Consider the following 18,839-nt stretch of genomic DNA (forward strand, 5'->3'; position numbering starts at 1 on the left):
GCAAAACCGTAAGCAAAACCTGCGAAGTCTGGCCGATAAATGCCCGTGACCCTGTCGGAGAAGACCCCGACAGGGCGCCAAGGCGGGTGCGCCGATGTGGCTCACGTCGCTATACTGTAATTTCATACAGTAAACGCCAGATGGGCTCCGAACTCTCCCGTCCGCAAGACGCGGCCCCCGTTGTTGCCGAGCAGGCCGTTTCCGTCAAGGCCCTGTGCGCCTTCGGCGCGAAGGCGGGCGACCTCGACCTGCGCTTCGTGCCCGCGCCCAGCGCGCTCGAAGGCATGGCCGGGCACGCGATGGTGCAGCACCGGCGCGATCCGGAGCACTACGCCTGCGAGGTCGGGCTCGAAGCCACCTGCGGTGCGCTGCGGGTGCGCGGCCGGGCCGACGGCTACGAGGCGCGCAGGGCCCGGGTCGAGGAAATCAAGACCTTCCGAGGCGACTTCGACGCCATTCGCGGCAACCATCGCGCGCTGCACTGGGCACAGGCCCGCACCTATGGCTGGATGCTGTGCGAGCTGGATGGTCACGACGAAATGACGGTCGCGCTGGTGTATCTCGATCTCGCCACCGGCGACGAGACCGTGCTCGAAGAGCAGCACACCCGCGAAGCGTTGAAGGAACACTTCGAGTTGCTGTGCGGCAGGTACAGCGAATGGGCGCGCGGCGAAGCCGCCCACTGCGAAGCCCTGGGTGTCACGCTGGCCGGGCTCGAATTCCCGCACCGCGCCTTCCGCGCAGGCCAGCGCGAGCTGGCGGAGGCCGTCTACCGCGCGGCCTTGAACGGACGCTGCCTGATGGCGCAAGCGCCCACGGGCATCGGCAAGACCCTGGCCACCATCTTCCCGCTGCTCAAGGCCCGCGCGGCACGCAGGATCGACAAGCTCTTCTTCCTCACCGCCAAGACCTCAGGCCGGCCGGTGGCGCTCGATGCGCTGCGCGTGCTCGACAGGGGGCAGGGCGAGAGCAGGCTGCGCGTGCTCGAACTCGCGGCGCGCGAGAAGGTCTGCGAATACCCCGACCGCGCCTGCCACGGCGACGCCTGCCCGCTCGCCCGTGGCTTCTACGACCGACTTCCGGCCGCGCGCGAGCAGGCCGCGCAGGTGGCGTGGCTCGACCGGGAGGCGCTGCGCAACATCGCGCTCGCGCACGAGGTGTGCCCCTATTTCCTGGCACAGGAGATGGCGCACTGGGCAGACGCCATCGTCGGCGACTACAACTACTACTTCGACGGCAGCGCCTTCCTCTACGCCACCATGCGCGACGCCGGCTGGCGCGTGGCCGTGCTGGTCGACGAGGCCCACAACCTGCTGGAGCGATCACGCGGCATGTACACCGCGCAGCTCGAAGGCGAGGCGCTCGAGGAAGCGCACCGCGCGGCACCCGCGGTCCTGTGCGGCCCGCTGGCCCGGCTGTTCCGCGAATGGGACACCGTGCAGCAGTCGCAGGTGGCCGACTACGAAACCGCCGACGAGATCCCCGAGCGCTTCCTGCGCACCCTGCAGGCCACCAACACCGCCATGGCCGAGTATTTCGCGGCAACGCCCGATGCCTCGCAGGGGCCACTGCAGCGTTTCTTCTTCGACGCGCTGCACTTCGCCCGGCTGGCCGAGGCCTTCGGCGACCATTCGGTGTTCGAGCGCACGCTGGGCGCCGCGCAGCAGGACCGTACCCTCGCCATCCGCAACCTCGTGCCGGCGCCGTTCCTCGAATCGCGCTTCGGAGATGCGGTGTCGGTCACCTGCTTCTCGGGCACGCTGTCGCCTTTCGGGTTCTATCGCGACGCGCTGGGCCTGCCCGAAGACACGGCGCTGCTCGACGTGGCCTCGCCCTTCGACAGCGCGCAACTTCGCGTCGAAGTGGCAACGCACGTGTCGACGCGCTTCCGCGACCGCGCCGGTTCACTGCGCGACGTGGCGGACATCATCGGCGCGCAATTCGAGCGCCTGCCCGGCAACTACCTGGCCTTCTTCAGCAGCTTCGACTACCTCGAGAAGGCCAGCGCCGCCTTCTCGATGCGGCACCCCGGCGTGCCCGTGTGGACGCAGACGCGCGGCATGCGCGAGGCCGACCGCCACGGCTTCATCGCGCGCTTCGAGGAGGGCGGGCAGGGCGTCGGCTTCGCCGTGCTCGGTGGGGCCTTCGGCGAGGGCATCGACCTTCCGGGCAGCCGGCTGATCGGCGCCTTCGTGGCCAGCCTGGGATTGCCGCAATACAACGAGCTCAACGAGATCACGCGCGAGCGCATGCAGGCTCGCTTCGGCAAGGGCTACGAGTACACCTACCTCTACCCGGGCCTGCAGAAGGTGGTGCAGGCGGCCGGCCGCGTGATCCGCACCGAGGAAGACCGGGGCGTGCTGCATCTGCTCGACGACCGGTTCGCACGTGCCGAGATTCGGGAACTGCTGCCGCGCTGGTGGCATGTGCGCTCAGGCGGAGACGAAGAAGAAGCGCCCCGATGGCCGTGAAAGTGCCTTGGGTACTGATCGTGTTGTGCCGATGCGTTCTGTCCTTGGTAGCTTGTCGCGGCCAATTCGGTCGACATCGAATACGGCGGCTGAAATTTCATCCACTTTCTCGACTGGAAAGAATGAATTGTTGCCGAGCGATTGCAATTGGGAATGAAATGGAATTGACGTGACTTTGGTCCGGGGAAAAGAAATTTCCTTCTCGGGACTGCCTTATGAGCTACTTAGACTTGAAGAGGAAACTTCAACTACGGCATAGCTTTTCATGAAATCAAGTTATTTAGTCACGGAATCGGAAATCACGGAAAACTCGCGCAGGCGGTTCCTGCAAAGGGGCGCGCAAACCGCGACGGTGCTTTGGAGCGGCTCGATGCTGGCTGGTTGTGGAGGCGGGGGATCAGGCGGTGATGCAGGGTGGAACAGCGGAAGTTTGCTTCCGGCTGCAAACAATTCCGACGGCGAAAACCCATTTTCGGGCCCCGCAAGCACCTCGATAAATGGGAATTCAACGCCACCTTCTGTAAACACTTCAATCAGCGAAAATTCGTCGCCGCCTGCTACAGGTAGCACGGCCAATGAGAATTCCTCGTCTGCTGCAACAAGTCCAACTGTCCAGTCTTTTTCTTCATCCGCCGAGGCTCCGGGTGGGGTAATTGTTATCACCGGCTCCAAATTCGATTCAAGCACTTCCGTCAGTTTTGGAGGCGTGGCGGCAACGCAATTCAGCGTCGACTCGGCAACGCAAATTTCGGTGACCGTGCCCGCTTCGGCGATCACCGGGCCGGTCACGATCAGAACGGCTGGGGGAACGGGCCGATCCAGCGTGCTGTTCTCCGTACTGACTGCGCCCCCGCCGGCAACCGGATACCGGCTCGCGTGGCACGATGAGTTCGACGGGACCAGCGCGAACAGCCGTAACTGGAGAATGCATGCCAGCCAGCGAGACGACGCGACGCAAACGGCCGATGCGGTCAGTGTCTCCAACAGTGTCCTGACGGTCTCGACCTATACAGACCTCGCGACAGGCAAGCACCACACAGGTTTTCTGGATACGAATACCAATCCAGGCTGCAAATTCATCTTCGGGTACATCGAGGCTCGCATTCGCTTCGTGAACCGACCTGGGCAGTGGTCTGCTTTCTGGTTGTTGTCAGACAGGAACAAGGCCTATACACCGCTCAATCCGGCTGCTGGCGTGGAGATCGACATCATCGAGCACCGTGCGGTCGAGGCGAACAACCGGACGGACGTCAGCAACCTTCACTCGAGCGCGGTGCATTGGAATGGCTATGGATCGGACACAAAGAGCATCGGCAGCGGGGTGAGAGCACTGCCGACAGGGGAGTCGTTCTCCGACTGGCATACGGTCGGCCTGCTTTGGACCGACACCAAATATCAGTTCTATCTCGACGGAACACAGTTTTGGGAGGCCACCGAAGGTATTTCCCAGAGCGCCGAATACATCCTGCTCACAACCGAAGTCAAGGACAACGCTTGGGCAGGCGATATTCCTCCAGACGGCTATGGCCCGCGCGGCGCCAGCACGAATCCGGTCATGGAGGTCGATTGGGTTCGCGTCTGGCAACTGCCGTCGGCTCCGTGACTCACGGTGAATCCCGCGAAAACAGCCGGAGATGACGAAGACGACGCGCACCGCCAGAAGACTCGAACACGCCGGCCAGCCCGACCTGTTCGGCGAAGCGCCTGCGGCCGCCATCGAGGGCCTGCGCTACAAGAGCGGCTTCCTCTCGCGCGAAGAGGAGGTCGAACTGGTGTGCATCGTGCAAGGCTTGCCGCTCAAGGAGATGCGCTACAAGGAATACACCGCCCGCCGGCGCGGCACCAGCTTCGGCGGCAGCTACGACTTCGACAACAACCGGCTCAAGCCCGGCGCGCCGCTGCCCGAAGCGCTGCACCCGCTGCGGGCGAAGGCCGCCGCCTGGGCCGGCATCGCACCCGAGGAGCTCACCCACATGCTGATCGCCGAGTACCGGCCCGGCACGCCGCTGGGCTGGCACCGCGACGTGCCTGACTTCGAGGACGTCGTCGGCGTCTCGCTGCACAACGACGCGGTCATGCAGTTCCGGCCCTATGCGCCCGGCGCACCCGCGTCGGGACCGGCCACGCTCGAATTCCTGGTCGAGCCGCGCTCCGTGTACCTGCTGCACGGCCCGGCGCGCTGGGAATGGCAGCACGCCATCGCGCCGACGAAGGCCTTGCGATACTCGATCACCTTGCGTACCCGGAGGTTGTCCCGCAGATGAACCGCACCACTTTCCTCAAGCTGCTGTCGCAGAAGTTGTATCCCGTTCTGAAGGCCGAAGGCTTCCAGGGCTCCGGCCAGACGTTGCGCCGCATCGACGGGCCGTTGATCCATGTGTTCAACGTGCAGGGCGCGAGTGGCGGCAAGGCCTGCTACCTCAACCTCGGCGCACACCTGGCCTTCCTGCCGAGCGAAGGTGGCGCAACGGTGGTGCCCAAGGAGCTGGAGGAGGCTGGCTGCATCTTCCGCGACCGCATGGAGCCGCCGCCCGGACCGGCCTTCGGCTGGGCCTACGGCACTTCGAAGGAGCAGGCCGAGGAAAACGTGGAATTCATCGTGAGCGAATGGGCCGGTCCGGGCCGTGCCTTCTTTGCCCGGCACGGCAGCTATCCGCAGAGCTTCGAGCAGATGCTGCGCGAAACCGATCCGGACCGGATCCACGCGCGAACGGCGCTGCACCTTGCGCGCATCGCCGTGCACCTGGGCGATCGGGAGCGGGCGCAGGCCCTGGTCGATGCCGGCCTGGCGCGTGCACCGGAAAGGGCCACGAGCCTCAAGGCGGATCTCGCCAAGGTCCTACCGGCCTGAGCGGCAGTGCGCTAGCTACGTGCGGCCGCGACCGACACGCCCCACAGCCGCGGCTTGCCTTCCCAAACCGCGAAGCCGCTCACGCGCTTGCGCACGGCCCATGCGTCGAGGTCGTTGAACAGCATCACCATCGGCACCTGCTGGATCATCAGCGCGTGGATCTGGTCGAACAGGGCCTGGCGCTTCTTCGGGTCCGACTCGGCGAAGCTCTCGTCGATCAGCTTCAGCGCCTGCGGGTCTTCCCACACCTTGCGGGCCTGCTTGTCCTTCGGACCCGAGAACTGCTCGTAGCTCAGCGCCGGGTCGAGCCGCGAGGAGTAGCTGAACGAGCTCATCTGGTAGTTGCCGCTGTTGTAGCGGTCGAGCTGCGTGGCCCATTCGAGCACTTCGATCTGCGCGTTGATGCCCACCGACTGCATCATGGCCTGCGCCAGCACCGCCACCGTGTAGCTCGGCACGTGGGCGCGCTTGTTGGTCTGGATGGTGATCTTCTCGCCCTTGTAGCCGGCTTCGCGCAGCAGCTTGGCGGCCTGCGCCGGGTCGTAGTGCCAGCCTTTCTTCTGGGCGGCGCTGTAGTAGGCGGAGCCCTTGTGGATGGCCGAGTTGTTGACCGAGCCCAGCCCCTCGGAGGCGGCCGCCATGATCTGCTCGATGTCGAGCGAGGCCGCGATGGCCTGGCGCAGCTTCTGGTTTTTCAGCAGCGGGTCGCGCGTCTGGATCAGCAGCACGTTCTTGACGGCCTGGGGCGGCGCCTGCACCGTGAGGTTGCGGTCGTTCTTCAGCTCCTGCGCGTCGCTCGCCGTGATCTGGCCGGCGTCGATGGCGCCGGACTTCAGGCCTGCCGCCGCGGTGGCCGCGTCGGGTACGACGAGGAATTTCACCGAGTCCACCAGCGGCGTCTTCAACCCGATGTACCCGTCCGATTTGGTGGCGCCGGGCGTCGAGGTGTAGCCCTTGAAGGCCGTGAGCGTGACGTATTCGCCGCGCTTCCATTCGCCGAACTTGAAGGGGCCGGTGCCCACGGGCTTGTCCCAGCTGCCGTCGGCCTTCAACGAGCTCTTGTGCAGGATGGCCGTCATGCCGCAGTCGGTGCGCGCGAGCGTGTCGAGGAACACGGCCGAGGGCTTGTTGATCTTCATCACGAAGGTGCTGTCGTCGGGCGTGGCGGTTTCCAGCACCTTCAGGCCGTTGCGGCCGTCGTATTCGCTGGTGCAGCGCCAGTCGGTCTTCGGGTCCATGTAGCGCTTCCAGTTCCAGGCCACATCGGCCGAGGTCATCGGCGCGTCGTTGTGGAACTTCACGCCCTTGCGCAGCTTGAAGGTGTAGGTCAGGCCGTCCTTCGACATGTCAACCGACTGCGCTAGCAGCGGGCCCACGCTGCCGTCCAGGCGGTAGCCGACCAGCCCCTCGACGATGTTGAGCACCACGCCGTCGGTGGTGTTGTCGCGGTTCACGCCGGGGTTGGTGGAGCGGATGTCGGCGGGCTGGGCCACCGTGATGCCGGTCTGCGCGAATGCGCCCGATGCTGCGGCCAGGCAGGCGGCGGCGATGGCGGCGTGGCGGAAGTTGAAGAAGCGGGGCATGAAGAACTCCTGCGATGCAATGACAAGAAAGAAATCAGGCGAAGGCCGGGACCGGCGTTTCGGCGCCGAAGCGCCAGCGCAGCCGCACGCCGCCGCTCGCGGTCGGCTCCAGCGCCGGAATGGCCGACAGCAGCTTGCGCGTGTAGTCCTGTTGCGGCGCATCGAACACTGTGTCGCGCGAGCCCTGTTCGACGATGCGGCCGTCCTGCATCACGATCACGCGGTCGGCCACCTGCTCGACCACGCCGAGGTCGTGGCTGATGAAGAGGCACGAGAAGCCATGGCGCTTCTGCAGCTCGGCGAACAGCTCCAGCACCTGCGCGCGCACCGTCACGTCGAGCGCCGACACCGGCTCGTCGGCGATCACGAAGCTCGGCCGGCGCACGATGGCGCGGGCGATGGCCACGCGCTGGCGCTGGCCGCCCGAGAGCTCGTGTGCGTAGCGTTGCGCAAAGCCCGAGCCCAAGCCCACTTCGTCGAGCACCTCCTGCACGCGGCGCGCCTTGTCGGGCGTCGACATGCCCTTGACGAGCCGCAAGCCTTCGCCCACCAGCTGGCCGATCGTCATGCGCGGATCGAGCGAGGCATACGGGTCCTGGAACACCATCTGGCACTGCAGCCGGTAGTCGGACCAGCCGGCGTCGGAGCGCAGGATGGGGCGGCCGTTGAAGAGGATCTCGCCGCCGCTGGGCTTGAGCAGCCCGGCGATGGTGCGGCCCAGCGTGGTCTTGCCCGAGCCCGAGCCACCGACCACCGCGACCACCTCGCGCGGCCGAACCACCAGGTCGATGCCGTGCAGGGCGCGCTTGGGCGTTGCCTTGGTGAAGAGGCGACGGTGGCCCGCGTAGTCGACCACCAGGTTGCGCACTTCGACCACCGGCGCCTGGTCGGTCACCTGCCGCGCGGGCAGGCGGCGCGGCATGGCCTGCAGCAGCTCGCGGGTGTATTCGTGCTTCGGACGTTCGAGCATCTCGTCGGTGCGGCCGGTTTCCTTCACCTCGCCGTGGCGCATCACGACCATGCGCTGGGTGAAGCGGGCCACCATCGGCAGGTCGTGGCTGATCATCAGCACAGCGGTGCTGTGCTCGCGCGTGAGGCCGACCATGAGCTCCAGCACGTCGCGCTGCACGACGGCGTCGAGCGCCGTGGTGGGCTCGTCGGCGATCAGCAATGCGGGCTCCAGCAGCATCACCGAAGCCAGCATCATCCGCTGCCGCATGCCACCCGAGAACTCGTGCGGCCATGCGTCGAGAGCGCCCCTGGGGTCGCGGATGCCGACGCGCGCCAGCATGTCGAGGATGCGTTCCTGCCGCTGCGCCGGCGACAGGTTGCGCCGGTGCAGCGCCAGCGCTTCGCCGAGCTGCTTGCCGATGGTCATCGACGGGTTGAGCGAGGTCATGGGCTCCTGGAACACCATGCCCACGCGCGCGCCGCGCAGCTCGCGCAGCCGCGCAGGCTTTGCCAGCGCCAGGTCTTCGCCCTCGAAAAGGATGCGCCCTGCGGTGCGCACCAGCGGCGGCGGCGTGAGGCCCATGATGGCGCGCGCGGCCTGTGTCTTGCCGCTGCCCGATTCGCCGACGATGCCGACCATCTCGCCCGGCGCGATGTCGAAGGACACGTTGCGCACGATCTCGCGGCCGCCCATGCCGATGGCCAGCGTCAGGCCTTCCACGCTGACCAGTGGAGTTGTCCGGGAACTCATTGAACGCCCTTCATGCGCGGATCGAGCCAGTCGCGCACCGCATCGCCCAGCAGGTTGATGCCCAGCAGCGTCAGCGCGATGCACAGGCCCGGAAGAATCGAGAGATAGCTGGCCTGCGCCATGAACGGGCGGGCCGACGCGAGCATGTTGCCCCAGGTGGGTGCCGGCGGCGGCACGCCCAGTCCGAGGAAGGACAGCGCGCTCTCGGCCAATATCACCCAGCCGAACATCGAGGTGGCCAGCACCGTGAGCGGCGCGGTGCAGTTGGGAAGCACGTGGCGCACCATGGTGTAGAGCTCGGAGTTGCCCAGCACGCGCGAGGATTCGATGAACTCCTTCTCGCGCAGCGACAGCACCGTGCCGCGCACGATGCGCGTCACCGAGGGCGTGTAGGCCAGCCCCAGCGCCAGCACGATGCCGTACTGGTTCGCGCCCACCACCGCGAGCAGCCCCAGCGCCAGCAGTAGGCCCGGGAAGGCCAGCAGCGCGTTGTTGAAGGCCATCACGATGCGGTCGGTCCAGCCGCGCAGGAAGCCCGTCAGCACGCCGACGATGCTGCCCACCACGATCGAGAAGCCGACCGTCAGCGTCGCGATCCACACGCTGGTGGCGGCGCCGGCCATGAGGCGCGAGAGCTCGTCGCGGCCGAATTCGTCGGTGCCCAGCGGAAAGGCGCCGCCGGGCAGCTTCAGGCGCGAGCCGAAGTTGATGCGCAGCGGATCGTGCGGCGTCCACACGAGGCTGACGAGCGCCGCGGCCACGATCAAACCGACGATGACGATGCCGATCAGTGCGTTGAGGGGAATGCGCTTCTTGCGCTTCATCGTGCTCATTCGACGGCGACTCTCGGATCGAAGAAGGGATAGCAGAGATCGATCACGAGGTTCACCACCACATAGATCACCGCCACGAACAGCAGGCAGCCCTGGATCACCGGGTAGTCGCGCGCGAAGATCGCGTCGACCAGCAGCCGGCCCAGCCCCGGGATGGTGAACACCGTCTCCACCACTGCGATGCCGCCGAGCAGGTTGCCCAGCACCAGGCCGATCAGCGTCCAGGTCGGGCCGAAGGCGTTGCGGAAGGCATGGCGCATCAGCACCGCGCTCTCCGACAGGCCCTTGGCGCGCGCGTGGGTGATGTAGTCCAGCCGCAGCACCTCGAGCGTGCTGGCGCGCGCCATGCGCATCAGCACGCCGATCTCGTGCAGGAACAGCGTGAGGATCGGCAGCAGCAGGTAGAGCAGGCCGTTCTTCCAGTCCTCGGAAATGCCCACGTAGCCCACCACCGGCAGCCAGCCCAGCTTCAGGCCGAACAGCAGGAGCAGCAGCAGGCCGAGCCAGAAGGTGGGAATGGACACCAGCAGCGTTGCCGCGCCGACCAGCAGCAGGTCGGGTGCGCGGTTCTGCTTCCACGCGGCGATCATGCCGGCGGGCACCGCCACCATCGCGGCCAGCAGGACGGCCACCAGCACGATGCGGCCGCTGATCAGAAAGCGCTCGGTCACGAGCGAGAGCACGTCCTGTCCGCTGTTGATCGAGGTGCCCAGGTCGCCCTGCAGCACATGGCCGAACCAGATGCCGAACTGCGCCGGCAGCGAGCGGTCGAGCCCGAGGCGCGCGCGCAGGTCGGCCAGGCTGGCGGGCGTGGCGAGGTCGCCCAGCAGCAACTGGGCGGGGTCGCCGGGAATCAGCCGTATCAGCACGAACACCGACACCGCCACGATGAGCAGTGTGGGGATCGCCATCGCGATGCGGGAGGCTGCGAAACGGAACATGTGCCGTCTTCCTTGTTGTTGCCGCGAAGTGCGTCAGGCCGGCGACGATACGACGGCACGCATCGCCTGCAGCGCTTCGGCGAAGAAGTCCTGCACGTGCCCGACGCAGGCCATGCCGTTGTGCGGCACGTTGTCGAGCAGGTCGAAGCTGACCTTCACGCCCGCGGCCTCGAAGGAGCGACGCAGCGTTTCCAGCCGCTCGGGCCGGGTGCGGCCGGCATCGTTGGCGCCGGGCATGTAGTACTTGCCGCCTTCGCGGTGCGTGATCTCCCAGGTTTCGATGTCGGCCTTGCCGGCGATCATGTGGACCGGCACGCGGCGCAGGGCCTCGAGGTTCATCGGCTTGCCGAAGCGGCCGGCGAAGTCCTTCGTGCCCACCCACCAGCCTTTCTCGGGGTCGATCAGCGTGACCGAGCCCGGCGCGCCGATCGACACGGCCCACAGCCGCTCGGGGTGCAGCATCGCGAAGCGGTTGGCGAACTGGCCGCCGCCCGAATAGCCGAAGAGGGCGAAGCGGCTGAAGTCGCAGCCGAACTTCTGCGCCACCTCGTCGACCATGTCGAGCAGGATGCGGTCGTAGTGGATGTCGGCCTCGATCAGGTGCTTGAAGCCGTCGCGGTTGCCGTCGCCGCGCACGCCGGCCGGGAACAGCGGGCACAGCACGATGCAGTCGTTCCACTTGGCGAAGCCGCTGAAGGCCTCGCGGTAGTTGACGAAGGCGCGGCCGGTGCCGTGCACCACCACCACCAGCTGCATCGGCCGGGCGCCGGGCTTGCCGATGTGCTCGGGCACGTAGGTGCAGTACGAGAAGCGCGGGTCGCTGCGCGAGGCGTAGATGGTGCTGGGGCCCAGGTCGTAGATCGCGCGGGCGCGCTGGTCGGCAAAGGCGGTGGGGGCTTCGGCGGAAGTGCTGGTAGTCATGGAGGGCGGGGCGGTCAGAGCGTGTATTCCTGGAAATTGCGGGCCTCGTAAGGCTTGCGCGCCACCCACATCACGCGGTTGGCCGCGTCCATGAGCGTGGTGGCGACGGTGGCCGAGATGCTGCTGAAGTCGGCCGGCTTCGGTGTGCGCAGCACGCCGTCGGGCTTGCCGAATTCGTCGGCCAGCGCGGCCTTGATGTGGCTCCAGTCGATGCGGTCTCCGGCGCGGCGCAGGGCGTTTTCCACGCGGTGCTGGCGGTAGATGCTGTCGGGCCGCTGCGGCAGCCCGGGGTCGCGCAGCTTGACGATGGCCGAGGGCGACATCCAGTGGTTGGCGTGCACCAGCAGGTCGTTCTCGGGCAGGGTCCAGAAGATCTCGCCGGGCGAGGTCTCGAGGCTGATGCCCGAGCCATCGTTGCCAGTGGACTGCGCCAGGATCATGTTGTTGGCGCAGTAGCGCTTGGAAGCCCAGATGGTCTTCATCGCCTGCGCGAGGTTGGCGGCCTCCAGCACGCGGCGGCGCAGCAGCACCAGCGGCACTCCGGCGCCTTTCTGGAAGTCTTCGTGGCAGGTCAGCGAATTGCCGGTGAGCGACACGCCGTTGCTGTTGAAGCCGTGCCGCGCCAGCGCGCCGGCCTCGGTGAAGGTGAGCATGTCGGGGCCGCCGGCGTTGCGGATGCGCAGCACGATGCCGGTGTCCACGCATTCCTGGCGCCAGTCCCAGTTGTGGGCGTGCATCAGGCGGCCGGTGGCCGAGCGCGCGGGCAGCACGACGAGGCCGGTGCAGTCGCCGTCTTCCGAAGATGCCGCATTCGCCGCAGGTTCGGTGGAGCGCTTCATGTCGGCATAGCCGAAGAGCATCTCCGTGCGGCAGTTGATCATCACGATGTCTTCGAGCGGCACGCCCGCGCCTTCGGCGATGCCGCGCATCTCTTCCAGGTAACTGGCGTCGTAGGACTCGATCAGCGGCAGCATCGACTGCGCGAGGTGGCGGATGGTGGCGTCGTCGAGGCCGCGGCGGCCGAGCTGGGCGCGATAGAGCGCGACGCCGCCGGCCACGCGCTCGGGCACGGCGCGGCCGTGCTGCAGGCCGCGTTCATGAGGCGTGCCGGAAACATCGACGAGGGGAAAGTATTGAGGGCTGGGCATGGATGTGTGGGCTGGGGTGTTCCTGTCATCCGCCTGCCGTCTGGAGGCGCTATGGCGGTGACCTTGGCCCGCATTGTTTTGCAAGCACAGGAAAAAATAAATTTAAAAAATATTTAGAATTAGTAAAGAAATTATTTCTCTTCCATCGAAGGCGCCAGGGCATGAGCAGCATCCGATTTCTCCGCACCTTCGTGGCCGCGGCCCGCGGCGGTTCCTTCGCCGCGGCGGCCGACCAGGTCGCGCTCACGCAGGCGGCAGTGGGCCAGCAGATGCGCGCGCTCGAGGCGGAGCTGAAGAAGACGCTGTTCGACAAGACCGGCCGCACCATGGTGCTGAGCCCCGCAGGCCATCTGCTGCTGCCGCGTGCCGAGGAACTGCTGGCGCAGTACGAGTCGATGCGGCGCGACCTGCAGGACCAGCGGCAGATCGCCGGCACCATCAAGCTCGGCTCGCTGATCTCGGCGATGGGGCTGCTGTCGAGCACGCTGGCGCACCTCAAGTCGCTGCATCCGCACCTCGAAGTCGAGTTGCGCGTGCGCGAGCAGACGCAGCTGATGCAGGATGTGGTGAGCGGCGAGCTCGACGCGGCCGTGGTCGTCGAGCGGCAATGGCCCGAGGCACCGGGCCTGCTGTGGACGCCGTGCTACGACGAGACGCTCACCGTCATCGCCAATTCGAGCATCGCCGCTCCCGACACCAGCATCGCGAGCCTGTTCGCCACCCATCCCTTCATCCGCTTCGACAGGCGAACGCCGACCGGTGCGCGCATCGACCGCATCCTGCGGCGGCTGCAGCTGGTGCCGAAGGAGTTCCTGGAACTCAACTCGCTGCTGGCCATCGCCGAGCTCGTGCGCAAGAACGTGGGTTTCACCATGGCGCCGCTGCTGAAGAACTTCGACTGGGAAAGCGACCCCGCGCTGTGTGTGCTGCAGCTTCCCGGACGGCCCGTCGCGCGGCGGCTGGGCATGCTGGAAAACGGGCGGCGCAGCCACATCACCAGCGTGGTCCGCGAGGAGATGCTGGAGCATCTGCGGCGCATGAAGAAGCCGGGGGCCTGACTGCAGGGCGCACGACGGACAACGCCGACGCCCGGCATGACCGTCTTCTTACCCACGGTGCGCACGCCGCGCCCAGCATGGAAGCTTCTCAACCGTTCGCAGGAGCAGCACATGCCAAGAGGCGACAAGTCGTCCTATACGGACAAGCAGAAGCGACAGGCCGAGCACATCGAGAAGGGCTACGAGCAGCGTGGCGTCGGCAAAGGCGAAGCCGAGCGCCGCGCCTGGGCCACGGTGAATGCCGAAACCGGCGGCGGCAGGAAGTCGGGCTCCGGCCGAGGCAAGGCCGGGAACCATGGGCCTTCGCGCAAGGGTGGACGGCTGGGCGGTGCCGCTGCCGCGCACCGCACTGCGGCGGAGCGCTCGGCTTCGGCGAAGAAGGGGGCCGCCACGCGCAGGCGCAATGCTGAAAGGCGTTCTGCCTGAATGAACCGGGTGAACCGCTGAAACCCGCCAATGCACTGTCTGAAAAGTGGCTTTCATGCCTCGCAGCCCTGAAAACCGGACATTCATGACCTGTTTCTGGCTCCAGCCTGCCAACTTGCGTTTTCCCGCCACGTGGGCGTGAGCGCAAGAAGCCGGCTTGTTCCGCGACGTTGCATCGAACGCGGGCGCTACGCCGGCAAACGCCGCCGATCCAGCCGTCATTTCGCAAGCCGTCCGGCGGTTTGCCGCCCCGTGAACGCGTCGATACGATCCCGCGCCTTGCCCTCACGAAAGGAATGCGCGGGTGCCTCCAACGACTGCTTTTTCCTCCGGACCTTCGCCCTCCGGCAACGCCGCCTTGCAGCAGCGCAGCCGGCGCCATGTCTGGCATCCATGCACGCAGAGCATCCGCCTCGAAGCGGTGCCGCCGCTGCCCATCGCTAGGGGCGAAGGCGTCTGGCTGACCGACCATGAAGGCCGGCGCTATCTCGACGCCACCAGCTCGTGGTGGGTCAATCTCTTCGGCCATGCGCATCCTGCGCTCAACGCCGCGCTGAAGGACCAGCTCGACAAGTTGTCGCACGTGATGCTGGCCGGCTGCACGCACGCGCCTGCCGTGGAACTGGCGGAGCGCCTGTCCGCGCTCACGGGTCATTCGCTGGGCCATTGCTTCTACGCCTCCGACGGCGCCTCGGCGGTGGAGATCGCGCTGAAGATGAGCTTTCATTTCTGGCGCAACGCGGGCCGAAGCGGCAAGCGCGGCTTCGTAGCGCTCAAGCGCGGTTACCACGGCGAGACGCTGGGCGCCCTGCACGTGACCGACGTGCCGGTGTTCCGCGACGCCTACGCGCCGTTGCTCGCGAATGCGCGCCTCGTCGCGTCGCCCGACGCGCGCGACGCCCGGCCGGGCGAGAACGCCGCCGCAGTCGCCCGCCGCGCCGCCGCCGAACTCGAAGCGCTGCTGGCCGAGCGGCACGACACCATCGCCGCCGTGATCGTCGAGCCGCTGGTCCAGTGCGCCACCGGCATGGCGATGCACGATCCCGAGTACCTGCGGCTGGTGCGTGCCCTGTGCGACCGCTTCGGAGTGCACCTCATCGCCGACGAGATCGCGGTGGGCTGCGGCCGCACCGGCAGTTTCTTCGCATGCGAGCAGGCGGGCATCTGGCCCGACTTCCTGTGCCTGTCGAAGGGCATCAGCGGCGGCTATCTGCCGCTGGCGCTGGTGATGACGCGCGACGCCATCCACGACGCCTTCATCGACGACGACGCGGCGCGCAGCTTCCTGCATTCGCATTCGTACACCGGCAATGCACTGGCCTGCCGCTCGGCGGTGGCCACGCTCGATCTGTTCGAGTCGGAAGACGCCCTGCGGCGCAACCGCGACCGCGCGGCGCGGCTGCTGCAGCGGCTGCACGACGGACTCGAAGGCCAGCCGGTCGATCACCTGCGTCAGCGCGGAATGATCACCGCCTTCGACGTGCGCGAGCCCGGTGCGCGCTTTGCCGAGCGCTTTCACATGGCGGCGCGTGCTCAGGGGCTGCTGATGCGGCCGATCGGCAACACCGTGTACCTCATGCCGCCGTATGCGATCAGCGACAGCGAGATCGACCGGCTGGTCGACGGCACGCTGGCCACGCTCGACGCCACCATGGCGACGAACCCGAACGAAGGAGCCCGCGATGTTGCGCTTGCTTGACCGCCTGAAGGACGAGATCGACGGGCTCGACGCCCAGTCGCTGCGCCGCCGCAGGCAGATTGCCGAAACCGCCTGCGCCCCCGAGCAGACCCTGACGCTGGCCGGCGCGACCGCACCGCGCACCATGCTCGGCTTCAGCAGCAACGACTACCTCGGCCTCGCCGCGCACCCCGCGCTGGCGAAGGCACTGGCCGAAGGTGCCGCGCTGTACGGCACGGGCAGCGGCGGCTCGCACCTGATCCTCGGCCACTCGCGCGCCCACGCGCAGCTCGAAGAGCGGCTCGCGGACTGGATGTCGCCCTTCATCCCGCAGGCGCGCAGCCTGTTCTTCTGCACCGGCTACATGGCCAACCTCGCGGTGCTGTCGGCGCTTGGCGGGGCCGATGCCGTGATCTTCTCGGAGTCGCTCAACCACGCCTCGCTGATTGACGGCGCGCGGCTGGCCAAGGCGCGCGTCGAGCGCTATCCGCACTGCGACGTGGCCGCGCTCGACGCGCAGCTTGCCGCCTGCGACGCGCCGGTGAAGCTCATCGTGAGCGACGCGGTGTTCAGCATGGACGGCAACATCGCGCCCGTGGCCGAGCTGCTCGCGCTGGCGGAGCGGCACGACGCCTGGCTGGTGATCGACGACGCGCACGGCTTCGGCGTGCTGGGCGCCACGGGGCGCGGCGTGCTGCAGGCCCTGAGCCTGCGCTCGGAGCGGCTGGTGCTGGTCGGCACGCTGGGCAAGGCTGCGGGTGTGTCGGGTGCCTTCGTGGCGGCGCATCGCACCGTCATCGACTACCTGGTGCAGCGTGCCCGGCCGTACATCTTCACCACGGCCGCGCCGCCGGCGGTGGCGCACGCGCTGCTTGCGAGCCTTTCGCTGATCGAGGGCGAGGAGGGCGCCGAACGCCGTGCGCGGCTGCGTGCTCGCATCGCGCAGCTGCGCCGGGGGCTGAAGGCCGTTCTGCCGGCGGATGGCAGCGCGTGGCTGGCGGAGTCGCCCACCGCGATCCAGCCGCTGATCGTGGGCGACAACGCGCGCGCGATGCGGATGATGGCGCAGCTCGATGCGCACGGCCTGCGCGTCGGCGCGATCCGGCCGCCGACCGTGCCGGCAGGCACTGCACGGCTGCGCATCGCGCTGTCGGCAAGCCACAGTGAAGCGGACGTCTCGCGGCTGCTCGATGCCCTGGGCGAAGCCCTCGCGCAGCCGGCGAAGGAAGCCGCATGACGCGCAAGGCCTGGTTCGTGACGGGCACCGACACCGGCATCGGCAAGACGCTCGTCAGCAGCGCCATGCTGAGCCTGCTGGCCGGCTCGGGCCTGCGCGCGGTCGGCATGAAGCCGGTGGCTGCGGGGTTGGAGGAAATCGATGGCGAATGGCGCAACGAGGACGTGGAGCAGCTGCACGCAGCCGGCAACGTCAGTGCACCACTGGCGCTGCGCTGCCCGTACCTGCTGCGCGCGCCGATGTCGCCGCACCTCGCGGCAAGGCAGGAGGATGTGCGCATCGAGCTGCAGCCGCTGCTCTCGGCTTTCGATGAGCTTTCAGAGCGCGCCGACGCGGTGGTGGTGGAGGGCGTGGGCGGCTTCTGCGTGCCGTTCTGCGACGACCTCGACAGCGCCGACCTCGCGGTGGCGCTCGGCCTTCCGGTGATCCTCGTGGTCGGCTTGCGGCTGGGCTGCCTCAATCACGCGCTGCTTAGCGCCGAGGCGATCCGCGCGCGCGGCCTGGTGCTGGCTGGCTGGGTGGCGAGCATGGTCGATCCGTCGATGCTCGCGCCGCAGGCCAACCTGCAGACGCTGCGCGCGCGGCTCGGAGCGCCGTTGCTCGGCATCGTGCCGCACCTGGAAAGGCCTGATGCGGCCGGCGCGGCCCGCCACATCGACCTGCGCGCGCTGCGGGCGACGGCGGCCCACGCCGCGCGCCGTACCGCGTCGGAGGCCGCAGCTTCAGCCGCGTTGGCCTGATTCCGCGAGCCGCTTGCCGCGCACGCCGCCCTGGCGTTCGAGCATCCAGCCCGGGTACTCGGCCGGCAGCGCGCTCACCTTGTCGAGCGTGGCGAGTTCGTCGGCCGTGAGCTTGATGGCGGTGGCGGCGATGTTGTCGTCCAGCTGCTCGGTGCGCTTGGCGCCGATGATCACGCTGGTCACCACCTGCTGGTGCAGCAGCCACGCCAGTGCGATCTGCGCGACCGACACGCCGCGTGCCTCGGCCAGCCCGCGCATCACGTCGATGCAGTCGTAGGCGCGCTCGACGTTCACCGGCGGAAAGTCGAAGGTGGTGCGGCGGCTGCCTTTCTCCGCCTCGGTGTCGCGGCCGTACTTGCCGCTCAAGAGGCCGCCGGCCAGCGGGCTCCACACCATCAGGCCGACGTTCTCGCTGCTCAGCAGAGGCACCAACTCGCGCTCGAGGTCGCGCCCGGCGATGGTGTAGTAGGCCTGCAGCGATTCGAAGCGCGCCAGCCTGTCGCGCTCGGCGATGCCCAGCGCCTTCGCGATCTGCCAGGCCGCCCAGTTCGACACGCCCACATAGCGCACATGGCCCTGGCGCACGAGGTTGTCCAGCGCGTGCACGGTTTCCTCGATGGGCGTGACCGGGTCGAAGCCGTGGATCTGGTACAGGTCGATGTGGTCGAGCTGCAGGCGCTGCAGGCTGGCCTTCACGCCGTCCATGATGTGAAAACGCGAGGCGCCGGCCGAGTTGACGCCCTTGCTGCCGGTCTCGCCCAGCACCTTGGTGGCCAGCACGAAGCTGTCGCGCGGCACCTTGAGGTTCTTCAGCGCCTGGCCGGTGATGACTTCCGACTGGCCTTCGGAATACACGTCGGCGGTGTCGATGAAGTTGATGCCGGCGTCCAGCGCGCGACCGATCAGCCCCTCGGCCTCGGACTGCTGCAGGTTGCCGATCTGGCCCCAGATGCCGGAGGAGCCGCCGAAGGTCATGGTGCCGAGGCAGAGTTCGGAAACGAAAAGGCCTGTGCGGCCGAATTTGCGGTATTGCATGGAAAGGTTCCTTTGCGGAAAGACGGGAGCGCAAGCGAAGCGGCGCCGAAAAAGTATCCCGCCGGCCTCCTGCCCGAGGCGAGTGCGTTCCTGCAAAGTATTTGCCTGATTCTCCAGACCTCCCTTGCGGCGCGTGCGAAGCGGGGGGAGGAGCGCTAAGCTCCGATCCGCTCATTCCTCCAAGGTGGCCACCTGTCCGTTTCCGTGGCTCCATC

The 18,839-nt window shown here is 67.5% G+C and carries 17 protein-coding genes; 9 read left to right on the plus strand and 8 right to left on the minus strand.

Annotated features, from left to right (window positions below):
• The first annotated feature begins 140 nt into the window (after window positions 1-140).
• The gene (locus EJO71_RS22555) at window positions 141-2,471 is read left to right on the plus strand and encodes an ATP-dependent DNA helicase (protein ID WP_125950889.1); all 2,331 of its coding nucleotides are present in this window, start codon (window positions 141-143) and stop codon (window positions 2,469-2,471) included.
• 276 nt (window positions 2,472-2,747) lie between these two features.
• Here EJO71_RS22555 and EJO71_RS34795 read toward each other — a convergent pair whose 3' ends face one another.
• On the minus strand, window positions 2,748-3,248 hold the full coding sequence (locus EJO71_RS34795) for a hypothetical protein (RefSeq protein ID WP_240651859.1): 501 nt from the start codon (window positions 3,246-3,248) through the stop codon (window positions 2,748-2,750).
• Here EJO71_RS34795 and EJO71_RS34800 point away from each other — a divergent pair.
• The 3 genes from EJO71_RS34800 to EJO71_RS22570 are packed head-to-tail and all read left to right on the plus strand — an operon-like array spanning window position 3,223 to window position 5,322.
• Window positions 3,223-4,074 (plus strand): glycoside hydrolase family 16 protein, encoded by an 852-nt coding sequence (locus EJO71_RS34800; protein WP_240651482.1) that lies wholly within the window; start codon window positions 3,223-3,225, stop codon window positions 4,072-4,074. The genes EJO71_RS34795 and EJO71_RS34800 overlap by 26 nt on opposite strands.
• A 31-nt stretch (window positions 4,075-4,105) precedes the next feature.
• Entirely contained in the window at window positions 4,106-4,735 is a 630-nt protein-coding gene (locus EJO71_RS22565) for an alpha-ketoglutarate-dependent dioxygenase AlkB (protein WP_125950891.1), read from the plus strand.
• Window positions 4,732-5,322, plus strand: coding sequence for a DUF4304 domain-containing protein (locus EJO71_RS22570; RefSeq protein WP_125950892.1), 591 nt, complete (start codon window positions 4,732-4,734; stop codon window positions 5,320-5,322). Before EJO71_RS22565 ends, EJO71_RS22570 begins: the two co-directional genes overlap by 4 nt.
• An 11-nt stretch (window positions 5,323-5,333) precedes the next feature.
• Here the strand turns inward: EJO71_RS22570 and EJO71_RS22575 are convergent, their stop codons facing one another.
• Genes EJO71_RS22575 through EJO71_RS22600 form a run of 6 tightly spaced genes read right to left on the minus strand, consistent with a single transcriptional unit; the run spans window position 5,334 to window position 12,450 of the window.
• Complete coding sequence (locus EJO71_RS22575) at window positions 5,334-6,905, minus strand: ABC transporter substrate-binding protein (protein ID WP_125950893.1); 1,572 nt, start codon at window positions 6,903-6,905, stop codon at window positions 5,334-5,336.
• Window positions 6,906-6,939: 34 nt separating this feature from the next.
• On the minus strand, window positions 6,940-8,607 hold the full coding sequence (locus tag EJO71_RS22580) for an ABC transporter ATP-binding protein (RefSeq protein WP_125950894.1): 1,668 nt from the start codon (window positions 8,605-8,607) through the stop codon (window positions 6,940-6,942).
• Entirely contained in the window at window positions 8,604-9,431 is an 828-nt protein-coding gene (locus EJO71_RS22585) for an ABC transporter permease (RefSeq protein ID WP_125950987.1), read from the minus strand. The genes EJO71_RS22580 and EJO71_RS22585 overlap by 4 nt, the downstream gene beginning before the upstream one ends.
• Before the next feature lie 5 nt (window positions 9,432-9,436).
• Window positions 9,437-10,381, minus strand: coding sequence for an ABC transporter permease (locus tag EJO71_RS22590; protein WP_125950895.1), 945 nt, complete (start codon window positions 10,379-10,381; stop codon window positions 9,437-9,439).
• A 33-nt stretch (window positions 10,382-10,414) separates the two neighbouring features.
• The gene (locus EJO71_RS22595) at window positions 10,415-11,302 is read right to left on the minus strand and encodes a hydrolase (protein WP_125950896.1); all 888 of its coding nucleotides are present in this window, start codon (window positions 11,300-11,302) and stop codon (window positions 10,415-10,417) included.
• Window positions 11,303-11,316: 14 nt separating this feature from the next.
• Window positions 11,317-12,450 (minus strand): C45 family peptidase, encoded by a 1,134-nt coding sequence (locus tag EJO71_RS22600; protein WP_125950897.1) that lies wholly within the window; start codon window positions 12,448-12,450, stop codon window positions 11,317-11,319.
• Between the two features lie 161 nt (window positions 12,451-12,611).
• Here EJO71_RS22600 and EJO71_RS22605 point away from each other — a divergent pair, with 161 nt between their 5' ends.
• From EJO71_RS22605 to bioD, 5 genes are all read left to right on the plus strand, one after another.
• The gene (locus EJO71_RS22605; protein WP_125950898.1) at window positions 12,612-13,508 is read left to right on the plus strand and encodes a LysR substrate-binding domain-containing protein; all 897 of its coding nucleotides are present in this window, start codon (window positions 12,612-12,614) and stop codon (window positions 13,506-13,508) included.
• A gap of 111 nt (window positions 13,509-13,619) precedes the next feature.
• Window positions 13,620-13,934, plus strand: coding sequence for a plasmid stabilization protein (locus EJO71_RS22610; protein WP_125950899.1), 315 nt, complete (start codon window positions 13,620-13,622; stop codon window positions 13,932-13,934).
• Between the two features lie 304 nt (window positions 13,935-14,238).
• Window positions 14,239-15,633 carry an adenosylmethionine--8-amino-7-oxononanoate transaminase gene (gene bioA, locus EJO71_RS22615; protein ID WP_125950900.1) on the plus strand — a complete coding sequence of 465 codons (1,395 nt, stop codon included), beginning with the start codon at window positions 14,239-14,241 and terminating at the stop codon, window positions 15,631-15,633.
• Window positions 15,617-16,849 carry an 8-amino-7-oxononanoate synthase gene (gene bioF / locus EJO71_RS22620; RefSeq protein ID WP_125950901.1) on the plus strand — a complete coding sequence of 411 codons (1,233 nt, stop codon included), beginning with the start codon at window positions 15,617-15,619 and terminating at the stop codon, window positions 16,847-16,849. Before bioA ends, bioF begins: the two co-directional genes overlap by 17 nt.
• Window positions 16,846-17,589 (plus strand): dethiobiotin synthase, encoded by a 744-nt coding sequence (bioD, locus tag EJO71_RS22625; RefSeq protein WP_125950902.1) that lies wholly within the window; start codon window positions 16,846-16,848, stop codon window positions 17,587-17,589. The genes bioF and bioD overlap by 4 nt, the downstream gene beginning before the upstream one ends.
• Here the strand turns inward: bioD and EJO71_RS22630 are convergent.
• Window positions 17,572-18,624, minus strand: a complete 1,053-nt coding sequence (locus EJO71_RS22630; protein ID WP_125950903.1) for an aldo/keto reductase — start codon at window positions 18,622-18,624, stop codon at window positions 17,572-17,574. The genes bioD and EJO71_RS22630 overlap by 18 nt on opposite strands.
• Window positions 18,625-18,839 lie beyond the last annotated feature (215 nt).

The sequence above is a fragment of the Variovorax sp. 679 genome, assembly GCF_003952185.1.
Lineage (GTDB): Bacteria > Pseudomonadota > Gammaproteobacteria > Burkholderiales > Burkholderiaceae_C > Variovorax.